The sequence below is a fragment of the Hymenobacter sp. YC55 genome (assembly GCF_029433095.1).
Taxonomy (GTDB): Bacteria; Bacteroidota; Bacteroidia; order Cytophagales; family Hymenobacteraceae; genus Hymenobacter.
Map to the genome: position 1 here is coordinate 1 of NZ_JARNTX010000009.1, position 19900 is coordinate 19900.

Below are 19900 nucleotides of genomic sequence, written 5' to 3' on the forward strand. Positions count from 1 at the left end.
CCCTCGGCTAGCCCCGCCAGGCCGGCCCGGTGCCAGGCCTGCACCCACCCGTGTACCGTCGCGTAACGCACGGCAAACAGCGCGGCCAGTTGCGGCAACGTCTGGCCCCGGTGGTGGCCCAGCACGGCCAGCGCCCGCCGCCGCATGCGCGGGTGCGGTCCGTGCTGACTGCACGCTTCCAAACACGTCACTTCTTCCGAACTCAACTCGGTGGCAGGTCGTCGCATGCCGCAAGCTACCAATTGCGCACTATACGCTTACTTCTGTATGGCTACTTAACCAATGCGATAAGTAATGAATACAGAGCCTTGGCCCTGTTTTGATTAGGACCTGATAACTGAATCTTATCAGGTCTTTACTGGTCAAAGTAGCGACGTTGTTTACTCATTGCAACCTATTTGGGGTGAGTTAATACAGAATCTCATTGACTGTTTGAGTTCGATTTTTAATAATTATTTATGACTATATAATATCTTAAAATACCATACCTACTCCGACTCGTTTGCAACGCCCAAGCTTTAGCTTTTTGCACCTTCATTGACACGGCGGTAGTTCTGTGGTGCATGGCTTATAGTGTGGCAAACTCATGGCTTTCACTACCTCCAGCGCCTGGATTCTCCGGCTGATTATCACTTTCTGCGGGCACACTTGCAGGCTCACATGCCGCTTACCGATGAGTGCTTTGCGAATTTCCAGCCTTACCAGCACTTTTTGCGCAAGTACCTCGGTATCGCGCAGCAAGTGCCGCAGCATTTTATTGCCTCTTACCTGGGTAGCACGCCCGAATGGCTGAGCCGTGTGGGGCGGCAGCTATAAGCATTGCCAAGCGGCTGAGCTTCGCCCTGGCAGCGCCGCCTGCTCGGCTGCCCTTACGCGTGGCCCTGGCTAATTGTCCGGTATTCAGTGGGCGTCATGTGCTCCAACCGTCGAAACATGCGGGTGAAGTAGGCCAGGTTGCTAAAGCCTGCCTTGAAGCAAATCTCGGTAATGCTGATGGCAGGGTTTTGCAGGCAGCGCTTGGCCAGCCGCATCCGGGCCTTGATGATGTAGTCGATGGGCGAGAGGCCGAACTCCTGCTTGAAGGCGCGGAAGAAATTGGCTTGGCTCATGCAGGCCTGCGTGCTCAGCTCCTCGACACTGATTTTCTGGGCCAGGTTCTCCTTGATGTACTGCAGGGTGTGGGCAAAGCGGTTGGAGGAGGCCAGCACGGCCGTGTTGTGCTCGGTCAGGTGCAGGCGCTGCAGCTGCATGAGGCGCAGCAGCAGCTCCTTCACCGCAAAGTCAGCCAGCATGTCCTTGTTCTGGGAACCATCGAAGCCAATGCGTACTAGCTTGATGATGAGGGCTGTAATCTCTTCGTTGTTATAAAAAGCGTGCTGGCTGAGGCTGAGGTGCCACGGCTCGCCGTCGGTGCGCGGGTAAAACGCGTTGAGGTAATTGACCGTGTCGATGACTTGCAGCCGGTCGATGGCCAGGGCTACGCACTGAGTTGGCGTTTCGTCAGAGGCCTCGGGGAAGTCAATCAGCATTTTTAGGTTTGGGGGCACGACCATGGTATGGCCGGGCAGGTAGGCAAAGGCCTGCTGGTCGCGCAGGTGCATTACTTTTTTGCCGCGCAGCATGTTGGTCAGCACCAGGTCGCTGTACGACTGCGCTACCTGGTCACCGGGGGCCAGCGTTTCGAGGATGCTCAGCTCGTACTTCTCCAGCGTCTGCACCCGGCGGTGGTCGATGAGCGTGGTGAACTCGTGGGGGGCAGTGAGCGGGATGGAAGGCAGCAAGGGACCAGGGGCGAAAAGCAGGTGGAAAAGAAGGCGGATGGCAGCGACCAATGCGAAGCTTACGCAACGGCGGGCGCCCTAATAACCTGTCGGCAGGCCAAAAATGTTCTTGGCGAGGAGACTGCCACCGATTGCGCGCCTTGTGCAAGCCCCTGCTTTTTGGGCCGGCCGGGGGCGGCCATTGGCAAACGCCTCCCCCATCCGCGCCAGCCCAAAAACGTCCTTTGCCTTACCAAAACAGCCGGACCACCCCTAGAGACAGTCCGGCTGAGAGCTGAGCAGGTGAGCTACCTAGGCAGCGGCCGTTTCGGTTTTGACTTTTGGTTTGGTGCTCGGAATCAGGTTGTGGGGGTTAATCACAAACTTGCGCGCCACGCCTTTATCAAATTCCGCGTAGCCTTTCGGCGCGTCGTCAAGGCTGATAATTTCCACATTCACGGCCTTGGCAATCTGGATTTTATCGTAGAGAATGGCCTGCATGAGCTGGCGGTTATAGCTCATCACGGGCGTTTGGCCAGTGTGGAAGGAGTGGCTCTTGGCCCAGCCTAGGCCGAAGCGAATGCTCAGGTTACCGGTTTTGGCAGCGGCTTCCTTGGCGCCGGGGTCGTCAGTGACGTACAGGCCGGGGATGCCGATGGCACCGCCCGCGCGGGTGATTTCCATGAGCGAGTTGAGCACGGCAGCCGGCACCTCTACCTTGGCCTGCGCGCCGTGGCCGCTGGCCTCAAAGCCCACGCAGTCGATAGAGCAGTCGATTTCGGGCACGCCCAAAATCTGGGTGATTTGCTCGGCCAGACTGGCGTCTTCGTTCAGGTCTACCGTTTCGCAGCCAAACGAGCGGGCGTGCGCTAGGCGCGCTTTGTTCATGTCGCCTACTATCACCACTGCGGCCCCTAGCAGCTGCGCCGACGCGGCGGCAGCCAGGCCCACCGGGCCCGCGCCGGCCACGTACACCGTGCGGCCAGGGCCCACGCCCGCCTTTACGGCGCCGTGGAAGCCGGTGGGAAAAATGTCGCTTAGCATGGTCAGGTCGCGGATTTTTTCCATCGCCTGGTCCTTATTGGGAAACTTGAGCAGGTTGAAATCGGCGTAAGGCACCATGACGTATTCGGCCTGGCCGCCTACCCAGCCGCCCATGTCCACGTAGCCGTAGGCACCACCAGCGCGGCCCTCGTTCACGGTCAGGCAGATACCGGTTTGCTGCTCTTTGCAGGTGCGGCAACGGCCGCAAGCCACGTTGAAGGGTACCGATACGAGGTCGCCCACCTGGAGGAATTCCACGTCGGCCCCTACCTCAATGACTTCGCCCGTGATTTCGTGACCCAGCACCAGGCCGGCGGGGGCCGTGGTCCGCCCGCGCACCATGTGCTGGTCGGAGCCGCAGATGTTGGTGGATACGACCTTCAGAATCACGCCGTGGACTATCTTCTTGCCCTTGGGGTTTTTCAGCTCAGGAAAATCAATGCTTTGCACCTCGACTTTGCCGGGGCCCAGGTAAACAACGCCTCTGTTGCTAGCCATATTGAGTTGGGTGGTTTTAGAGAATAAAAGGAAAAAGCGGCGGGCCCAGCCAGCCAGGCCCGCCGCTTTTTCCTGAACATGGAGAACGCTGCCTTACTGGCCGGCCACGGCGTTTGAGCCCGCTTCGGCTACGGTATGGTCGTTCTCGACCGTGTCGCCCGAGACGCCAATGGCGCCGATGATTTTGCCGCTGCCGTCCTTGATGGGCAGGCCACCGGGGAAGGTGATGAGGCCGCCGTTCGAGACCTCAATATTGAAGAGCGGGCCGCCGGGCTGGCTGGCCTGGCCAAGGTCACCGGTGGGCATATCGAAGAAGCGGGCCGTCTTAGCCTTCTTAATCGAAATGTCGAGTGAGCCGAGCCAGGCGTCGTCCATGCGGGCAAACGCCACGAGGTTGGCGCCGGCATCGACGATGGCAATGTTCATCTTGACGCCTATTTCGAGCGATTTTTGGTAGGCTGCCTGCACGGCAGCCTGCGCCTGTTCGAGGGAAATACCCATGGGTGTGGAGGGGAATAAGGTGGGAATGTAGCAAGGCCAGCCGGGGTAGCAGGCTGCCGTATGAACCAGGCTCCCTACTGGACGGTTGCGCCAAATCATAAGATTGCTAGGATTATGCAGTACTTTGCGAGGATAGTGCTAGTCCCGTCCGCCTAGTCTGGGGCTGGTTGTTACCGGGCGCTGAGGCCGACGGGTGCGGCGGCAGCCGTGGCGTACCCTGGCCCGGCATTCGCAGGCACCTCGCCGAGTTGTTTAGGGGCGGCCTCCTCATTTCATTTGGCTGGCTATAAAGCGCTAGCCCCTGGGGCAACACCTTGTTTTCAGGCCTCACCGCCCGCACTTCTTCCCCTATGATAATGCACGGGGGTAGGCCGCCGAGGGACCTTTGTCATGTTCTCTCGCTAGTAGAGAATCCTGAGGATATGGTCTTTTTGTCCAGCCACTAGTTGCGTCCGTCCATGTTAATCCTTTCGGAGAGGCAGTACCTTTGTTATATCAATTTACCTAACCCCCACTTCCATGAAGAATGTAGGATTGCTGGTCCGGCTCGAAGCGAAGCCCGGTAAAGAGCAGGCAGTACTCGATTTTTTGACGGGCGCTCTGCCCCTGGCTCAGCAAGAGCCGGCTACCATAACCTGGTATGCTATTCAGCTGGCGCCGGCCACCTTCGGTATCTTTGATACCTTTCCGGATGAAGCAGGCCGGCAGGCGCATCTTAACGGCCCTATTGCCGCTGCGTTGATGGCCCATGCGGCCGACTTGCTGGCCGTGCCGCCTGTCATTGAACAAGTAGCTATCTTGGCTGCCAAATAATTACCAGCCCCTAAAGCGACCTATGCCTGGGCATAGGTCGCTTTAGGGGCTGGCGGGCAGTTCGTCCAGTTGGCTAGCTGCTATTCTTCTCACGCGATGGCGATTGACTGTCTCCTGCTCACTCATCCGCACACGGGTGAATTAGCGTTTCGAAGCTACTCCTTTAGCGACGACACCCCGTTTAATTACTTACAACGCAATAATTATTACTCCCTCATTCTGCTTACGCAGGGCAGCGGCGAGCTACGCGCCAACTTTGCCACCTACCTGTTTGCTGGCAGTACGCTGTGTTGTTTTGGCCCTTACCAACCTTACACTATCCAAGCCAGCACCGCTGTAGCGGGCCTGGTCCTGGATTTTCATGCCGACTTTTTCTGCATCTACCGGCATCAGCAGGAGGTAGCTAGCAATGGCATCTTGTTCAACACCATTTTTGAGCCGCCCTTCTTCCCGGTTACAACAGAGGCGGTGCGTGAATTTGCCGCCCTGGCAGCTGTGATGCAAGAGGAAGTACGGCGTCAAGAGGTAGCACAACAAGAGTCCATCGTATTATATCTGAAGCTCTTTTTGCTGAAAGCTATCCGTATTCGTACGGCACAGCCCGCGTTAGGCACCGAGCAGAACCCGTCTGGCCGGGAGCCCTGGCTCCTGCAGCAACTTCAAGATGCCATTAATACGCACTACCGCCACCTGCACACGGCCGGGGCGTATGCCGACCTGTTACGAGTTCCCGCCCGAAGCCTAACGCGCCTGGTCAAGTCCCATTATCAGAAGACGCTCAGCCAACTCATCACGGAGCGAATCATTATGGAGGCCAAGCGCGAACTGTACCTAACCAGTCAATCCGTCAAGGCTATCGCCTTCGCGCTGGGCTTCGGGGATGAATACTATTTCAGCCGCTTCTTCAAGAAAAATACGGCCGTATCGCCGCAGTTTTTTCGTGAATCAGTTGGGTTCGCAAAAGCAGAAGAAAGCTAGCGCTGTTGAGCTGCTAGCGTTTGGCTGGAGAAATCGTTTTTCTCAACCAGACCGCAGGCTTTCTTCTATAGGCTGCTGGCTCCCAAAGAGACCCCATACGGCGCATATTATATAAAAAAATTATAATTATATAGGTACTTAAGGTGGTGTTAAACAAATAGGGGAAAACCTCCGAGTCGTCCGGTTAGGCTGACGCGTTCCGGCTTGGCTGGCGCTGCAGCTTGGCCAGGTAGTTTTTCAGGGAGAGGTACTTGCCGTACTTCAGGTGCACGTCCACGATGGTGGTGAGCGGTACGCCCAGCGCGTGCAGGTGCAGAATCCGCTCGCGGTCGGCGTCGTACATGGAGGGCTGCACCACACCCTTGGGCTTGCCCAGCACGATGCCCTGCTCGCGCCGCGCCCGCAAGCCTTCCTTCGTGCGCTCGGAAACGAAGTCCCGCTCCAGCTCGGCCAGCATGGCGAAAATGGTGAGCAGGATTTTGTGGGTCATGTCGCGGTGATTCTGCGGGTCCAGGTCCAGGCCCTGCTTGACCAGAATCAGCCGGCACCGCTTCTGGTGAATCAACTCTTCAATCAGGCCCAGCACTTCGCGCAGCGAGCGGCCCAGCCGGGAGAGCTCGGAGACGATGACCGTATCGCCGGCAGCAACCTTGGCCAGCAGCTCGGGCAGGCGGCGCTGCCCGGCGGTGCGGCGGGAAGACATTTCTACTTCAATCCACTCGTCGAGGGTCCAGCGGTGCTCGACCAGATAGCGGGCGATGAGGCTCTTCTGGCTCTCGGCCGATTGGGCGCTCGTGGAGACGCGGACGTAGCCAAATAGCATGGGCAAAACGGGCAGGGTAGCGATAAGGTAAATGCGCTTCGTAAAGGTACCGGTTTTCGATACCTTTACATGGACGTTAACGCTATCATTGGTGGGTAGAAATAACGGTCGTTTACACCATCGCCTTTTGGGTAGCTTATGGCTACGCACCTGCGGATTCACCTGGGCAAGGAGCGGGACCTCTACGAGCAGCCGCCTGTGGTACCGGCGGCCGAGCAGGCGCGGGTCTTTGCCGTCCCCGCGTGGGCCGAGCCGCACCTGGCCCGGATGCTGGCCCCGGTCAACCGGGTCGGGTTCGCGCTGCAACTGGGCTACTTCCAGATCAGCCAGCGCTTCTACGTGGCCACGCGCTACCACGCGGCCGATGTGGCCTTCGTGGCGCGGCAGTTGGGCGTGGCCCCGGCCGAGTTCGCGCCCGCCCGCTACGCCGATGCCCGCTACTACGCCCACCAGCAGCTCATCTGCGACCAACTGGGTATCGGGCGCTTCGACGCGGCCGCCGCGGAACGGCTCTACCAGGAAGCGCTCCGCCTGAGCAGCCAGCACCTGAAGCCGGCGGCGGTCTTTGATTACCTGGTGCTGTTCCTGCACGAGCACCGCCTGGAGCTGCCCACCTACTTCGCCCTGGCCAACCTGATCACGCGGGCGCTGCTGGCCTTCGAGAAACGGCTGCTCCACCGCTTGCAGCAGCACCTGCAGCCCGGCGAGTAGCGCTTGCTGGACCGGCTGCTGGCCGCCGACGACCCCGACGCCCGCGAAGCGGAGGCGGACCGGCGCTACCCGCTCACCTTTCTCAAGCGCATTCGCCAGGGCCTGCGCCCCGGGGAAATCCGCGAACGGGTGACGCACTTCGCGTCCCTGCGGCGGCTCTTCGAGCAGCTGCAGCCGCTCTGGCAGCGCCTGCGCCTCTCGGACCAAGCCATCACCTACTACGCCGAGTACGTGCTGCGGGCCCAGGCCGCGCAGCTCTACCGCCGCGACGAGCGGCGCTACCTCTACCTGCTCAGCTTCATGGTGCACCAATACTATGAACTCGGCGACGCCCTGGTCGATACGCTGCTGCAAACCGTGACCAGCACGGTCAATTCCTGTAAGGAGCACGTCAAGGAAACGCTCTACCAGCAACGAGCTGCCACGCAGCAGCTGACCAGCCAGGTCACGGGCCGGGGTTACCGACACCTGCAGGCGCTGACCCAGATTCGTGCCCTGGTCGATGCCCCCGACGTGCCGGCCGAACAGAAGCTGGCCCGTATCGACGCGCTGCTGCAGCGCCACCAGGTCACGGCCGCGCAGCTGAGCGAAGACCACCAGCAGCTGGAGCAATTGCGCCAAGCCACCGAGCAGCAAGCCGGCGAAGCCCTGTTTCACGAAGCGCTGGCTGCGGCGTCGTTGCGCCTGCAAACCAAGCTCGGGGCGTTGGTCAAAGCGCTGGTCGTCGACGAGGCGACCACCCGCGCCGACCTGTGGCGGGCCGTGCACTACTACCAGCAGCACGACGGGCACCTGGGCGCGCAGGTGCCGCTGGACTTTCTCTCGCTCACGCAACGGGCCTACGTCCTCGATGCGCAGGGCCGGTTGCGCCCCTCGCTCTACAAAGCGCTGCTGTTTCTGGAGATGGCCGCCGCGGTCAAGTCCGGCCAGCTCAACTTCACCTGCTGCTACCAGTACCGCGCCTTCGAGCACTACCTGCTGCCGGCCGCGCAGTGGGCCAGGCAGCGCGAGGCGCTGCTGGAACAGGCCGGCCTGGGGGCCTGGCGCGACTTTGCCACGGTCCAGGCGACGCTGCAGGAGCAGCTGCGGGCGCAGTTCGCCGCCACGAATGCCCACTTGGCCGAGGCAGCCAATCCGCACGCGCACCGTACTCCGACCGGGCGCTACCGCCTGACCACGCCCCGGCTGCCGGCCGAGCAGCCGCGCCTGCCGGCGCACTTGTTTCCCCGCCACCGGGTGGTGCCCCTGCGCGAAGTGCTCACCAGCGTGGCACGGCTCACGGGCTTCGACACAGCCTTCGGCGCGCTGCCCAGCAAGCACGCCCGCACCCCGCCGCCGCTGTCGCAACTGCTGGCCGCGCTGGTAGGGCTCGGCTGTAACCTGGGATTACGCCGCCTGGCCCAGGTTGCCCCGCAGGTGGACGAAGCCGCCTTGCAACGGCTGGCCAGCACCCACTTCACGCTCGACAACCTGCGCCAGGCCAACGAACTGATTCTGGACTTCACCCGACAGCTGCGCCTGCGCGAGGCGTTCCGCTTCTCGCCCGACGTGCTCCGCAGCAGCAGCGACGGGCAGAAGTACGACCTGGCCGTGGATTCGCTGGCCGGCAGCGCCTCGTTCAAGTACTTCGGCAACCGGCGCGGCCTGACGGCCTACTCCTACGTGGACGAGACGTTGCTGGTCTTCGACTCGACCGTGTTCAGCGCCGCCGACCGCGAGGCCACGCATTTGCTGGAGGGACTGCTGCGCCACGCCCAGCGCCCCACCGACGTGCACAGCACCGACACGCACGGCTACACCGAAGTCATCTTCGCCGTGACCCGCCTGCTGGGCATTGCCTACGAGCCGCGCATTCGCCAGCTCACCAACCAGCAGCTCTACAGCTGGGAACCCGTGTCCACCCACCGCCAGCTCGGCCAGACGCTGCTGCCCGACGCGCGCCTGGACCCCGAGCGCATCGCCCGGCACTGGGATGAGGTGCTACGCCTGGTCGTCACCCTGAAGCTGCGCCACAGCGAGGCCTCGCGCCTCTTCGGCCGGCTCAACTCCTACGCCCGCCAGCACCCGCTCTACCGGGCCCTGAAAGAGCTGGGCCGGCTGGTCAAAACCGAGTTCCTGCTGCGCTACGTCGACCAGGTGGAGCTTCGCCAGCGCATCCAGAAACAGCTCAACAAGGGCGAAAGCGCTCATCGACTCGCCCACGCCGTCTGGCACGGGCGCAACCAAGAGTTTCACGCCGCCACCCGCTCCGAGCAGTTGGTGGCCGACACCTGCAAGCGCCTGCTGATGAACGCCATCATCTGCTGGAACTACCTGCACCTCTCCCAGCACCTGGCCGGGCTACCGCCCGACCAGCAGGCCGCCGCACTGGCCACGCTCTCGCCCTCGGCGGTGCTCTCCTACCGCCACCTGAACCTGCACGGCGAGTACGACTTCTCCGACCAGCCCCTGCCGGCCGACGCCCCGTTCGACATGGACTTGATCAGCACCTGGCAGCCACCGAGCAAACCGGCGTAGCGCCGAGTCGGAGGTTTTCCCCTATTTGTTTAACAACACCCATCCATTCGCAGCCAAGGGTTCGGGTTGTGCTCAGTCCGGCCCGCTGCCATCAGCTTGTGCGCTCCGGTCATTACCAGAAACCGCTTGCCGCCTAATTGCAGCAACATGGTATAGGCTTCTTCTACAATTTCGGGCTGAGGGCTGGGCGTGGTGCTCATAAAAAAGGGCTTTTAGGTGCGTTGCTTATACCATTTAAACGTATTTAGCCCTCTTAATGTTGCATTTTTTACAACATTACTTATGTATTTTTTGCATATTTATTCTGGCACGGTGGGTGTATTTTTTCCCTTTTGTACTCCTTTTTGCAATTGCAAACCGGCCTGCCGGGGGGCTACTGCTGAACCAGCTAGCTACGCTCTGCCGCTTCAAATTCCTGGTCGGTGCTATCCTGGCCGGGGTCGGCTAGCCACTGCATTTCGGCGGCGTAATACTCGCGGTCTGTCTGATCGGGCTCCGCTAGTGGCTCCACCTCTGACAAGGCTGGGGTGCTGCTGCGGGCGCTCAGCTCGTCGCCGGTTGTGCTCAGGCTAACGATGTGGCCCTGCTCAACAAGGGCAGCGGCAAACTGCTCTAAGTCGCCGTGACTGCTGTTGCTGCTCACGGTATGAGTGCCATTTTTCTCGCCGTAGCTGGTCTGCATATCGTATCGCTGGCTGCTGTGCCACTTATGAAAGGCGGCGAACTGTGCGGCCAACGGGGGCTGCTCGCGTAGGTCTAGCGAGTTAAGGAAAAAGCCATAGGCTGCGGAGTAGCGGCGGTGGGATTGAATGTACTTAGCGCCGTAGCTTAGACGTAGCAACTCGCCCGATGGGGCTACGCTGGTGGTGTCCTCTTTGTACTCATACATATCCTCTAGGCTGTTGTAGGTGCCGCTAATGAAGGGCGCGTACACTTCCTTTACCTGGGCGGCGCTGGGTCCGTCTGTGTAGCGAATATCAACGCTGGAACCGTTGGCGTACACCTCCGATGTTACGCTGAACTTCACGCCGGGAAAGGCTTTTTTCAGGGCTTCGCGGATTAGCTGCGCGGTGCCCGCCGTGGTATAGCTGCGGGTAGTGATACCATCCTGCTTGCGCTCGGTGAAGGGCTGGCGGGCTTCCTTACGGGCCTCGGCCTTACGCTGGGCCGCTTCGCCTGCTGCGGTCAGGTGCTTGATGATTTGCTTTTCTGCTTCCTCGGCGCTGGTGGCCGCAAAATACTTGTGGGGGTGACTCTGCTTGCCCAAAAACACCAGATAAGAAATCTTGCCGGGCATGAACTCCTGCACGTAGCCTACGCCTACTGCGTCACTTACTCCCTCAACCGTAATTTTCCGGCCGTTTTTAATAAATGATTCGCGGCTAATTTGCTGGGGAGTGGCGGTGCTGGGCATGGATAATAAACTGTTTTTGTGCTTGTTACTTATACTATTTAAACGAAAAACAGCTTATTAATGTTGTATAAAGTGCAACATTATTTATGTATTTTTTGCATCTTTTCTGGTACAGTCCGTGGATTTTTCCCTTTTGTTCCCTTTTTGCCGCCGTGGGCCTCATTGTGGCCACTAATTCTTGCTCGTGGCGCTATCTGTTGGCTGGGGTAGTTTTCCTCTGATTCGCGGTAAGGATGGTAAGGGAGCGACCATCGGGAACTGTGCGCAGCACCGGAGCGAAGCGGAGCCCTGGACAGCCTGGCTACCGCCCTAAATGGGGTAGTAATTTCAGTGATAGAGAAAGTGGAAAGGAGTATAAGGTAAACTCAATGGTTATGTGAATAGTAGTATAAAATAGTAAAAAAGTGCAATCCCGGTTTTTTCGTTTTTATGCCATTATTTGCTGTTTTGTTTGTCTGCTTTTGGGGTTCTTGTACTCCTTCTAAAAGCTTTCGCTCGGGTGGAAACTATTAGTCAGAAATTTTACAGATTGTTCTCTAAAAACCACAAATAGTATTACTATAAGGAGTGAAATGCAATAAAAGGACAAATAGGTCGGTCTAGTGCGGTAATAAAAGGACAAATGGGTCGGTGTTTTGGGGGTAATAAAAGGACAAATGGGTCGGTGTTTTGCTGAATAAAAGGACAAATGAGTCGGTATTATAGGACACATTTCTACGATGTCCTTTTATTTATTCCTACCTTAGCCTTATCACAAAAAAAGCCAGAGCATTTATTTTCAATTACAGTCCCCAATTTCAATAAGGCGTTATGGCTAGTAAAAGTGTCTCTCCCGCCCCGCTGCCGCTTGGCTTTGCTTATGAACCGCAGCACAAAGAACTAGTCAAGCAGCACTGGAATGCTACCTTTTCCCGCCAAAGTAAAATGAGTGTGGCGGCGAAGCGAATTATGGCGCGAGTGCTGGACCAAATCAAAGATGATGATTACCAGCTTAGGCCCTTCTATCAACTTCACATCAACGATATAGTAGAAGATACTGGTATCGCCAAGGATGTTGCCCGCCGACATACCCAAGCAGCTATCATTGAATTAGCTACTGCTGTCTGGACTTTTGAAAGTTTAGACAAATCAGAATGGCGGGTAAGAAACCTGCTTGATACAACTAGGGAAGAAACTGCTGGCTACAAAGATGGCATCATTACGATTCCTCTTAACCCGGCTCTGGCTGACTATTTCATCAACGTTGCACACTATACTACCTATCAGCTCACCCACTACATGAAGCTGAAAAGCTGGTACTCGATGCGCTTCTTCGAGATACTTTCCGCTTTCAAGGATACCGGCTTTTGGGAGGTGCCAATAGATGATTACCGTCTGCTCATGGACTGTGGGCCGGTCCTGGATAAGCGGCGGCAACCTAAAAAAGATAAAGCTGGCAAGGTGTTGATGAAGTATCCCCTAGTCAAAGATTTGATTCAGCGTACAACCACTGAGCCACTGCAAGAACTGGCTGATACAGACGTGGCTTTTACCTTAACTCCGGTTTATGAAGTAAACCGGACCAGTGCAGGTAGACCCAAAATTGTGCGGCTACGCTTTGACCTGACGCATAAGCTGCAAACCTCCATTCCCGCATCCTGGCTCTCTAACCCGGAAACTAAGGCGCTCATTGAACGCTTGCGCTCCTGGAAGGTGACTGATAAGAATATTGCGCTCTATGCCCCTGTGCTGGGCCGGGAAGGCGTAAAGAAGATACTCCGGGAGTGGGACTTGAAAGCCATTCACCCAACCGACCGAATCAACAGTAAGGAGAAGTATTGCAATACGGCTCTGACGCGGGCGGCAAAGCAGATTACCGACCAACAGAAAGCCGAAGCTCTGCAAGTGCGCCAAGATTTGCAGCTGGGACTATTCGCGGAGAAAGAATAAGCTGCCTTAGAAATAGTAACTGCCCGGCTGGTAATCAGTCGGGCAGTTTAGTTACTGCTGACATGGCTTGGAATTTTATAATTTTCGGTACGGTTAAAAGTTAAGTCTATTCACCTCAGCAACAAGTAACGCCTATGTCAAGATGTACTGCACCAACTAGGGGCCATCGTACTGCTAGTGCAAGAGCGGAATGCCCGGCCTGTGGTGGCCGCTCCTACGGTAGCTCCTATGGAAGCTATTCCCCTCCCTCCTACTCCCCTCCTTCCTACTCGACAGGGAGCGGTTCGAGCAGCCGAAGCAGCGGGGGTGAATCCAGTAGAACCATTAGGCCGCGCTGGTCGCGTGGTGGTTCGGGATCTGGTGGTGGCTCGGTTATTCTCTATTCTCCTGCCCAAATACAGGAGCTTACGCCAGTTCGTGAAAATATCGAGAAACAATTTGCCATCGAAAAGCAATTAGTCGAGCAGCACTTGCCCGTACCTGACACCCGCGACTATTTTCTTTGCCACGCATGGAATGACCGAAAGGAAGTTGCAAAAGACCTGTATGATAAGCTCATAGAGCGCCGTACTTCCGTATGGTTCAGCGAGAAAGATGTTCTTCTAGGCTCAACGTTAATGCGGGAAATAGACAAAGGGCTGGCAAAATCCCGAACCGGAATTGTGCTAGTAACACCTGCATTTCTTCAAACTCTGACGAGGATGGGAGTTGCTGACAAAGAGCTTTCAGCACTTTTGTCACAAGGTAAACTTGTTCCTGTTCTGCACGAAACGACTTTTGAAGAGCTTTACAAAGTCAGCCCCTTGTTGGCCTCGCGGGCTGGTTTGAACACCTCAGAGGAATCACTGTCAGATATTGCAGATAGGCTAGCTGAGCTGGTCGCTCCCTAATTCAGCACAAATAGCACTGCCGATTTTCCTTTTGTTCGCGGCCTCCAGCTTGAAAAATAAAAAAGCCCCGTTCCATCGAATGGGGCTTTTTTGTGGGGGTGGTCCCTGCTCTACGAGGCGGCGGGCTGCTGGCCCTCCTTGGCCCGACGAGCGGCCATCACTTGCTGAGCCATTTCTACCAGATTGCTAGCGCCGGTAAACAGGGCCAGGTGTAGGAACGTGGGCTTGTCGCCGTAGCTCTCCTGCATTTCCTTGAACAGCTTAGCGGCTCTCCTGGGGCTGCACTTCATCAGGTGGGCTACGTCCTCCACCGTGGCCCACTGGCCACTGACAATAATTTCTGCATTGCGGCTGAGCTGCGGCGGCTCCGGGATAGGGGCCGGGGGCACTCGTATAGATAGGAGAGCATCAAAAAGTGTGGGGCAGTCCAGTTTTGTAGCTGGTTTAGGATAGGAGCTAAGCAACTAGTTTTTCAAACTAGAATGGTAGTGCCCCACACTTTTTGATGCTCTCCCGAGCTAAAGGGTGATTGGTGGCCCTCGGGCTCTCTACCGTAATTCTTTGTCCAACTACTAACGCAATCCCAATACGGTCTGTAGCTGGCCGAGCAGTTCGTTAACCCCTGTAACGCGCTGGGTAGTGCATCCTGATTTCACATTGGCTGTATCAGCAGCTCGGGGAGCGGTTGGCTTTTCAATTTATACCCTTAGGTTACACTACGCGCAAAGTGCGGCGTAACCTTGCTGCTCGCGACGAGTAGCATCGAAAAAAGGCTATGGTACTCGTGTGCAAGCGAATCTAAAAGCCCCTATTGCGCTTGAAACAATTTTGACGGAGGGCTATTGGAGCCGCGTTACTGCGTTGCCCGCAGCAATTCCGAAAAGTTGTCCCACACCAAGGATAAGCATTCCTGCTCCCCCATGGCCCACTGCTGGCTCAGCATCTTTACCGTCGCTCGCAACGAGGTGAGCCGGTCAGGCACAGCGGCTGAAAAAGTAAACGGCGCATCTGTTTCCGTCAGCAGGCGGCTGCGCGGAATAGCCTTAAGTAGCGCAGCCGCCGATTTGCTGGCGAGCATGGTGTGATTTACAGAAAAGTAGAAGCCCAGTTCCACTGCCCGCCGCAACTCCGTTAGATTGCCGGAATACCAGTGCAAGATGACTTGGTGCGGGGTGTCGGCCAGCCCGATAGCCAGTTCCTGAATGGTCTCGGCGGCAGCCCGGCGGCTATGCACAGTCAAAATTTTAGCTGGGCTGGCGCGCAGCGCGGCGGCGGCACCGCGCAGCACGCGCAGTTGGGTATCCCGCTCCCATTGGTTGGTGGTGGTGCCATCGAGGCCGATTTCACCAATGTATTTGGTTTCGGTGCTGAGCGCTTCAAACAGCGCCACCTCATTACTCCGTTGGCCAGCCAGTTCCGGATGTAGGCCCAGGGCCAGCCGGATATTGCGGCAAGAGCGAAACAACTGCTGGTTGGGGCGCCACAGGACGGGGGCATTCGTGACCGAAATGGTTTTTATCGGGGCCGCATCCTGCTCAGCTACCCTCTGCTGAATGCCAGGAAACAAATCTAGGTGGCAGTGGGTGTCAACGTACCAGGCCATAGCTACTCCACTACCCGTACTCGGTGCAGAATGGCCGCCACTTCTGCCAGGCCACGCTGGTACACGGCAAGCGATTGCTGCGGGTCCGCGAGCGGCCCCGTCAATTGGATGGCCGCTGCCAGGTACTGCGGGTCGGCTTGCGTACGGGCCAGCATGTACCGGAGAGCCATTACGTTCTCGCCCTTGGCGGCTTTATTAGTTGCTTTAGCTGTGGAGGCGTGCAGGATGTCGCGGTAGATATCTGTGCGATACCGACGGTCAGCCGGCAGCAGCGCGTTGTCATCGCGGATGCCTGCCTGGTGCAGGGCCGCGCGCCGGATGATGCAGGGTACGCAGCGGCCGCAGTGCCGAGTTCCTGCGCCCTCTAACCGGGCATTTCGCGTGGCGGGCCGGCTGCACGACATGGTATTGACGCTCGCGGCGAAGGCCGGGTCAGAGCAGTTAGCCAGCATCTCGCCTTTTGTGAAAAATTCAAACGGGTTGTGCACCGTCGTGTTGAGTCCCAGGTTATCCATCAGCTGCTGCACCAGCTTCAGATAGTAGGGGTGCGTAGTGCGGGTACTGTAAGCCCCCATCCGTAGGGGTGAGAGCGGCAAATTCAAGGTAATAAAGCCGTTTTCCGGAATCCATAAATTTTTCTGGGCCGTTCCGGGCAAGGCGGAGGCACAGGCCGCCCCCAGGGCTAAAAACAGAAACGAGCGGCCGCGCTCGGTACTCTCGCCCATTACCGCTTCGTAGGTGCGCGGGGGCTTTTGCACCCGTACGAAGGCCTTGATCAGCTCCAGGTGTAGGGAGGGGTAGTGGGCACGCAGAGCTTCGGCCGCTTGGTTCCGAAAATCAGAAACGTCACTGCTCTTCGCGTGCCCGACCAACAGGGGCTGAACCCCGGAGTCTAAAAGCTTCATGGCTCCCAAAAAGCTGTCCATTCCCCCCGAAAATAAGCACACGGTATTGGTCTGATACGTAACCGGCTGCATGCTGCGCCGCGCCACGACAATAGCGGCCGTACTCGGCCGAAAGGTCAGCTTCCACAGGTCGCCGGTCAGAAAGTTGAGGGTTGTAGCCAACAGTTCGGCCTGCGCCTCCCACTGGGCTACGTCGCTCACCGGCACGAACAGTTCAAACTGGCGCGTCCACCCGTCATCCGAGTTGGTGTAGCGGTCGACTGTCGTATCGGCGGCGTAGGCCGCGCAGGCCACTGCCAGCCAGTCCAGGCACAGGGGGGAGGGCTGTAGCCTGACCCGCCGCAACGCCACCAGCAATTCGCTCAGGCTGATGGCCGGCTGGCCGGAACCGGGACGCTGCACATCGAAGGTATAGAAATTGGCAAACTGCGTGCGGTCGGCGCCGGCCCCCGGGTCGGCTTCCCCAATGCGTAGTTCAATTCCACTGGTAGGCATAGGATACGCTAGTTAGCTTTGAGGATGGCGTTCAGGGCAACGGAATAAATGCGTTGAATTTCCCGGTTTAAAGTAGACGGGTCAGCCATTGACCGGGTCAGTTCGGGCAAGATGGTGCTGTGTACCATGCCATTGACTATCTGATACAGCTCTTGCTGCACGCGCAGCGAACGGTCGGGGTCAGCCGTTGCCACGGTTTGCGAGCGGCCAATGTCGCAGATGAGCCGCAGCACGATGCTCTGCTCCAAGAACACGGCCATCATCTCGCCTGCTTGCGCTTCCGTCAGGTGCTCCAAGTCCAGGTTAGGCATGTCCGCCACTACGCGCGTAATGGTATCGGCATAGGCCTCGCGGGTGATGGCATCATCGAGCAGCGCGGAAACTCCGCACACGTGACCCATCAAGGCCGAAAGCACGGTCACCACGGGCTGACCCACTAATTGGCCCAGGTTCAACCGGGTTAGGGTAGCCGCCAACCCTTGCTGGCGAATGTCGCCCAGTACTGCCCCAAAGGAGGCCACAGCGCGGCCCGAGCGACTGAGACGCCGTGCCCCCGTGCGTGCCCCGCCCAGGCCCTGCGCCACGTAATTCTTTACCGTGCGTCGCAGGCCGGAAAAGTCATTGGTTTTAACGGCCTTTTGAAAGCCCCGCTGGCTGGTGTTGAAGCGGTTGGCGGGCAGCGGCACCGCAGGCTCTGCTACCTCCTCGCCGGCTGGTTGGGTCGGGTTAGCGGGCTCGGCTGAGTCCGCTGGGTCGTCTACCAGGGATGGTTCTTCTTCTAGCTCGAACGGTACCTGCTCTGGGTTAATCGGCTCACTTGCCGGGTCCTCTTCGGGAGGAAGGGGCTCAATCCAGTCGGGAATCAGGGGAATGGACGGCTTTGGGCCGCGGCGGTTAGCAGAGGTTCCCACGAATTAGGCTATGGGTTGCGTTTGAGAAAGAAGGCTCTTCAAGGTCCCGTTCACCTGCGGGTCTTGCTGTAGATTCACCAGAAAGGTATGGCGGGCCGCTTTTCCGTCCAGCGTCGTGAAAAAGCCGAACTTGGTACCGACCCACACCCCTAAGTCCTTCGCGGCTACGCTGTTCATCATGGTTATAAGGGGTACTTCCAGCGATGGTTGCTGCTGCACCAAGTATACCAATCCATCCACCGCCTTGGGCACCGTCTGCCAGTCTCCGGTTGTCACGGCTTCCCGCTGAAGTTGCTCGAACAGCAGCCGGGCCTGGCTCGGGGTAAGCGCTTTCGCATCCGCCTCGTGCTTTACAAATTGCAGGCGCACGCCGGTTAGCAGCGCCTGATAGAGCGGCAGCAGCGCCGGCGGAATCTCCTCACCCGGCTGAAAGCTCAGGACTCGCTCGCGGGAAATGAAAATGTACGGCCGCAAGTCCACTTCTGCCAGGGGGGGCGCAAACTGCGCCCAATGCCGTAGTTCTTCCTCAGCTGCCGTGGCCGTAGAAGCCGGCGTAACGGGCTTCGCTTTTGCCTTCGGCTTAACGTCCGACACAGGCTCGGGCTCAGTGGCTTCCAGTTGCTGTACCGTAGCTGACCGCCCGTCCGGGGCCGCTGTCACGTCGGCGACCACCGCTTCGTATTGCTCGGCATGGAAGCGCTCCAGCAGCATGAGCTTAGCCAGCGCGTCGAGCTGTACCTTTCCTTCCAGGCCGTAGATACGTGCAACACGCTGGCGCAGGAATAAGGTGTTCAAAAACCGCTTGACGTTGCGTGGATTACCGCGCAGTTCCTTGGCTAGGGTGCTACCCAACTGCTCCGCTACATTGAGAATGTTGCGCAAGTCCTGGTTAGAGCCGCCAAGCTGTTCGGTGATAAAGGCGTAGGTCAGCTCTTTGTTGTCGTAGGGAGTTTCGCGGGCCTGTTCAAAGGCCGTACAGATTTGGGCCAATCGGGCTTTGTCGTGCTGCAAGTGGTTTTGCAACAGCAAAAATCGGATGTAGTTCTGCGTTTGGAGCGCGTTAAGCGAAGGAACGCGAATCGGAATCTGAATGAGCTTTTCCAGGTAGTGCTTCGTGTACTCGGCCTGCGACACCGGTAAATCGGGAAAGTGTCGGCGCACGGCATACTCAATCATCTGCTCGTCCGTGGCCAGGATGAAGGCCGAGCCCTCAACGAACAGAAATAGCTTGACCGCTTCCAGAATGTCAATGACTGAAGTGGGCAGGCACCGGTCAAGGTCGTCCACCAGCACGACTAGGCGCTCTACGCCGGCTTCCTTGATAAGGGCTTGCAACTCGTCGCGGAAAGCCTGTATTTGCGCAGGCACGGTCGCCTGCTCCGGTTTCAGCCATTCTTCTTCTTCCGCCTCTACCGTTACGTTAACGGTCGGCCCGGTTGGTTTAGCTTCCTTCTCGCCAAACACGTCTTTGGCGCTGGCAAGCAGGCCAGGCAAGCCAAAAAGGGCTGCCGGCGACATTCCCGAAGCAGCCGTCATGGCTAGGCTGCCCGCTACCTTGGCGGCTTTCAGCCAGTTGATGCGCTTGAAGAGGCGCTTGCCCATCGCCACGGCCGAGGCTCCCACCGAGCGTTGGCTCAGCAAGGCGTGCACCACGGCTTCCATCAGGGCCGACTTGGTATCGTCGTAACCTTGGTAAAGCCACCCGTTGAACGTCAGGCACAGCGTTGTTGGATCGTCCTTTAACTCCGCCTCGATGAGTGACAGAATAGAAGTTTTACCCGCCCCCCAACTGCCATGTATGCCGATAGTAAGCGGTCGTAGTTCTTCCTCTCGTAGTATTTCCACGATAGTCTGCGCTATACGTTGGTGTCCTAACAGGTCAACGTTTGTTTCTTTATCATTCCACATCGCGGAAAACTCTGATTACTGTTCGATATTACAAAAAATCGCGACTCTTGAAATTTACTCATGCTCACGCTAACCGATTGCTTGACGATAAATACCCGTGGAAAGTCCATTTATAACGTCGCACGGCTGGTTACATCCGAGCAGAAGCGGCAGTTACTGGAGCAGTTTGCCGTTCTACACGCGGGTCAGCAGGTTTGGCG

19 protein-coding genes are annotated in these 19900 nt (G+C 57.8%); 7 read left to right on the forward strand and 12 right to left on the reverse strand.

Annotated elements, in window-relative coordinates; all coding sequences use genetic code 11:
- Window positions 1-227, reverse strand: a 227-nt coding sequence (locus P1X16_RS28895) for a helix-turn-helix domain-containing protein (RefSeq protein ID WP_277236293.1), incomplete at its 3' end; no start/stop codon positions are given.
- A gap of 433 nt (window positions 228-660) precedes the next feature.
- On the opposite strand from P1X16_RS28895, the gene P1X16_RS28900 reads away from it, so the two are divergent.
- Complete coding sequence (locus P1X16_RS28900) at window positions 661-816, forward strand: hypothetical protein (protein WP_183405510.1); 156 nt, start codon at window positions 661-663, stop codon at window positions 814-816.
- A 53-nt stretch (window positions 817-869) separates the two neighbouring features.
- Here P1X16_RS28900 and P1X16_RS28905 read toward each other — a convergent pair whose 3' ends face one another.
- From P1X16_RS28905 to P1X16_RS28915, 3 genes are all read right to left on the reverse strand, one after another.
- Complete coding sequence (locus P1X16_RS28905) at window positions 870-1781, reverse strand: AraC family transcriptional regulator (RefSeq protein ID WP_179225621.1); 912 nt, start codon at window positions 1779-1781, stop codon at window positions 870-872.
- 291 nt (window positions 1782-2072) lie between these two features.
- Window positions 2073-3302 carry a formaldehyde dehydrogenase, glutathione-independent gene (fdhA, locus tag P1X16_RS28910; RefSeq protein ID WP_089334450.1) on the reverse strand — a complete coding sequence of 410 codons (1230 nt, stop codon included), beginning with the start codon at window positions 3300-3302 and terminating at the stop codon, window positions 2073-2075.
- A 93-nt stretch (window positions 3303-3395) separates the two neighbouring features.
- Window positions 3396-3803: a heme-binding protein gene (locus tag P1X16_RS28915; protein WP_089334453.1), complete on the reverse strand. Its 408-nt coding sequence runs from the start codon at window positions 3801-3803 to the stop codon at window positions 3396-3398.
- Between the two features lie 519 nt (window positions 3804-4322).
- On the opposite strand from P1X16_RS28915, the gene P1X16_RS28920 reads away from it, so the two are divergent.
- Window positions 4323-4616, forward strand: a complete 294-nt coding sequence (locus tag P1X16_RS28920) for a hypothetical protein (protein WP_019949546.1) — start codon at window positions 4323-4325, stop codon at window positions 4614-4616.
- A 96-nt stretch (window positions 4617-4712) separates the two neighbouring features.
- Window positions 4713-5594: an AraC family transcriptional regulator gene (locus tag P1X16_RS28925; RefSeq protein ID WP_277236301.1), complete on the forward strand. Its 882-nt coding sequence runs from the start codon at window positions 4713-4715 to the stop codon at window positions 5592-5594.
- A gap of 184 nt (window positions 5595-5778) precedes the next feature.
- Here the strand turns inward: P1X16_RS28925 and P1X16_RS28930 are convergent, their stop codons facing one another.
- The gene (locus P1X16_RS28930) at window positions 5779-6417 is read right to left on the reverse strand and encodes a recombinase family protein (protein ID WP_089334449.1); all 639 of its coding nucleotides are present in this window, start codon (window positions 6415-6417) and stop codon (window positions 5779-5781) included.
- 138 nt (window positions 6418-6555) lie between these two features.
- On the opposite strand from P1X16_RS28930, the gene P1X16_RS28935 reads away from it, so the two are divergent.
- Together P1X16_RS28935 and P1X16_RS28940 are read left to right on the forward strand one after the other, a co-directional pair.
- Window positions 6556-7128 (forward strand): DUF4158 domain-containing protein, encoded by a 573-nt coding sequence (locus P1X16_RS28935; RefSeq protein WP_089334448.1) that lies wholly within the window; start codon window positions 6556-6558, stop codon window positions 7126-7128.
- A gap of 3 nt (window positions 7129-7131) precedes the next feature.
- Window positions 7132-9645, forward strand: coding sequence for a Tn3 family transposase (locus P1X16_RS28940; RefSeq protein ID WP_089334447.1), 2514 nt, complete (start codon window positions 7132-7134; stop codon window positions 9643-9645).
- Between the two features lie 29 nt (window positions 9646-9674).
- On the opposite strand, the gene P1X16_RS28945 is transcribed toward P1X16_RS28940, so the two are convergent.
- Together P1X16_RS28945 and P1X16_RS28950 are read right to left on the reverse strand one after the other, a co-directional pair.
- Entirely contained in the window at window positions 9675-9845 is a 171-nt protein-coding gene (locus P1X16_RS28945) for a hypothetical protein (protein ID WP_179225620.1), read from the reverse strand.
- 188 nt (window positions 9846-10033) lie between these two features.
- Window positions 10034-11059 (reverse strand): LPD29 domain-containing protein, encoded by a 1026-nt coding sequence (locus P1X16_RS28950; protein WP_089334446.1) that lies wholly within the window; start codon window positions 11057-11059, stop codon window positions 10034-10036.
- Between the two features lie 810 nt (window positions 11060-11869).
- Here P1X16_RS28950 and P1X16_RS28955 point away from each other — a divergent pair.
- Together P1X16_RS28955 and P1X16_RS28960 are read left to right on the forward strand one after the other, a co-directional pair.
- The gene (locus P1X16_RS28955; RefSeq protein WP_089334445.1) at window positions 11870-12988 is read left to right on the forward strand and encodes a replication initiation protein; all 1119 of its coding nucleotides are present in this window, start codon (window positions 11870-11872) and stop codon (window positions 12986-12988) included.
- A 470-nt stretch (window positions 12989-13458) separates the two neighbouring features.
- Entirely contained in the window at window positions 13459-13878 is a 420-nt protein-coding gene (locus P1X16_RS28960) for a toll/interleukin-1 receptor domain-containing protein (protein WP_245855414.1), read from the forward strand.
- Window positions 13879-13988: 110 nt separating this feature from the next.
- On the opposite strand, the gene P1X16_RS28965 is transcribed toward P1X16_RS28960, so the two are convergent.
- From P1X16_RS28965 to qatA, 5 genes are all read right to left on the reverse strand, one after another.
- Window positions 13989-14267, reverse strand: coding sequence for a hypothetical protein (locus tag P1X16_RS28965; RefSeq protein WP_089334443.1), 279 nt, complete (start codon window positions 14265-14267; stop codon window positions 13989-13991).
- Between the two features lie 464 nt (window positions 14268-14731).
- A complete protein-coding gene (gene qatD, locus P1X16_RS28970) occupies window positions 14732-15481 on the reverse strand; it encodes a Qat anti-phage system TatD family nuclease QatD (protein ID WP_089334442.1) in 750 nt (249 codons plus the stop codon).
- 2 nt (window positions 15482-15483) lie between these two features.
- On the reverse strand, window positions 15484-16881 hold the full coding sequence (gene qatC / locus P1X16_RS28975) for a Qat anti-phage system QueC-like protein QatC (protein WP_089334441.1): 1398 nt from the start codon (window positions 16879-16881) through the stop codon (window positions 15484-15486).
- Between the two features lie 8 nt (window positions 16882-16889).
- Entirely contained in the window at window positions 16890-17792 is a 903-nt protein-coding gene (gene qatB, locus P1X16_RS28980) for a Qat anti-phage system associated protein QatB (RefSeq protein WP_089334440.1), read from the reverse strand.
- Between the two features lie 3 nt (window positions 17793-17795).
- Window positions 17796-19700: a Qat anti-phage system ATPase QatA gene (gene qatA / locus P1X16_RS28985; protein WP_089334439.1), complete on the reverse strand. Its 1905-nt coding sequence runs from the start codon at window positions 19698-19700 to the stop codon at window positions 17796-17798.
- Window positions 19701-19900 lie beyond the last annotated feature (200 nt).

What these genes read in the sequence shown, in the direction of transcription:
- P1X16_RS28945 (WP_179225620.1), bottom strand. Translation starts at nt 9,845, where the DNA reads ATGAGCACCACGCCCAGCCCTCAGCCCGAAATTGTAGAAGAAGCCTAT.
- P1X16_RS28915 (WP_089334453.1), bottom strand. Translation starts at nt 3,803, where the DNA reads ATGGGTATTTCCCTCGAACAGGCGCAGGCTGCCGTGCAGGCAGCCTAC.
- P1X16_RS28935 (WP_089334448.1), top strand. Translation starts at nt 6,556, where the DNA reads ATGGCTACGCACCTGCGGATTCACCTGGGCAAGGAGCGGGACCTCTAC.
- qatD (WP_089334442.1), bottom strand. Translation starts at nt 15,481, where the DNA reads ATGGCCTGGTACGTTGACACCCACTGCCACCTAGATTTGTTTCCTGGC.
- P1X16_RS28920 (WP_019949546.1), top strand. Translation starts at nt 4,323, where the DNA reads ATGAAGAATGTAGGATTGCTGGTCCGGCTCGAAGCGAAGCCCGGTAAA.
- P1X16_RS28950 (WP_089334446.1), bottom strand. Translation starts at nt 11,059, where the DNA reads ATGCCCAGCACCGCCACTCCCCAGCAAATTAGCCGCGAATCATTTATT.
- P1X16_RS28930 (WP_089334449.1), bottom strand. Translation starts at nt 6,417, where the DNA reads ATGCTATTTGGCTACGTCCGCGTCTCCACGAGCGCCCAATCGGCCGAG.
- fdhA (WP_089334450.1), bottom strand. Translation starts at nt 3,302, where the DNA reads ATGGCTAGCAACAGAGGCGTTGTTTACCTGGGCCCCGGCAAAGTCGAG.
- P1X16_RS28925 (WP_277236301.1), top strand. Translation starts at nt 4,713, where the DNA reads ATGGCGATTGACTGTCTCCTGCTCACTCATCCGCACACGGGTGAATTA.
- P1X16_RS28900 (WP_183405510.1), top strand. Translation starts at nt 661, where the DNA reads ATGCCGCTTACCGATGAGTGCTTTGCGAATTTCCAGCCTTACCAGCAC.
- qatC (WP_089334441.1), bottom strand. Translation starts at nt 16,881, where the DNA reads ATGCCTACCAGTGGAATTGAACTACGCATTGGGGAAGCCGACCCGGGG.
- qatA (WP_089334439.1), bottom strand. Translation starts at nt 19,700, where the DNA reads ATGTGGAATGATAAAGAAACAAACGTTGACCTGTTAGGACACCAACGT.
- P1X16_RS28955 (WP_089334445.1), top strand. Translation starts at nt 11,870, where the DNA reads ATGGCTAGTAAAAGTGTCTCTCCCGCCCCGCTGCCGCTTGGCTTTGCT.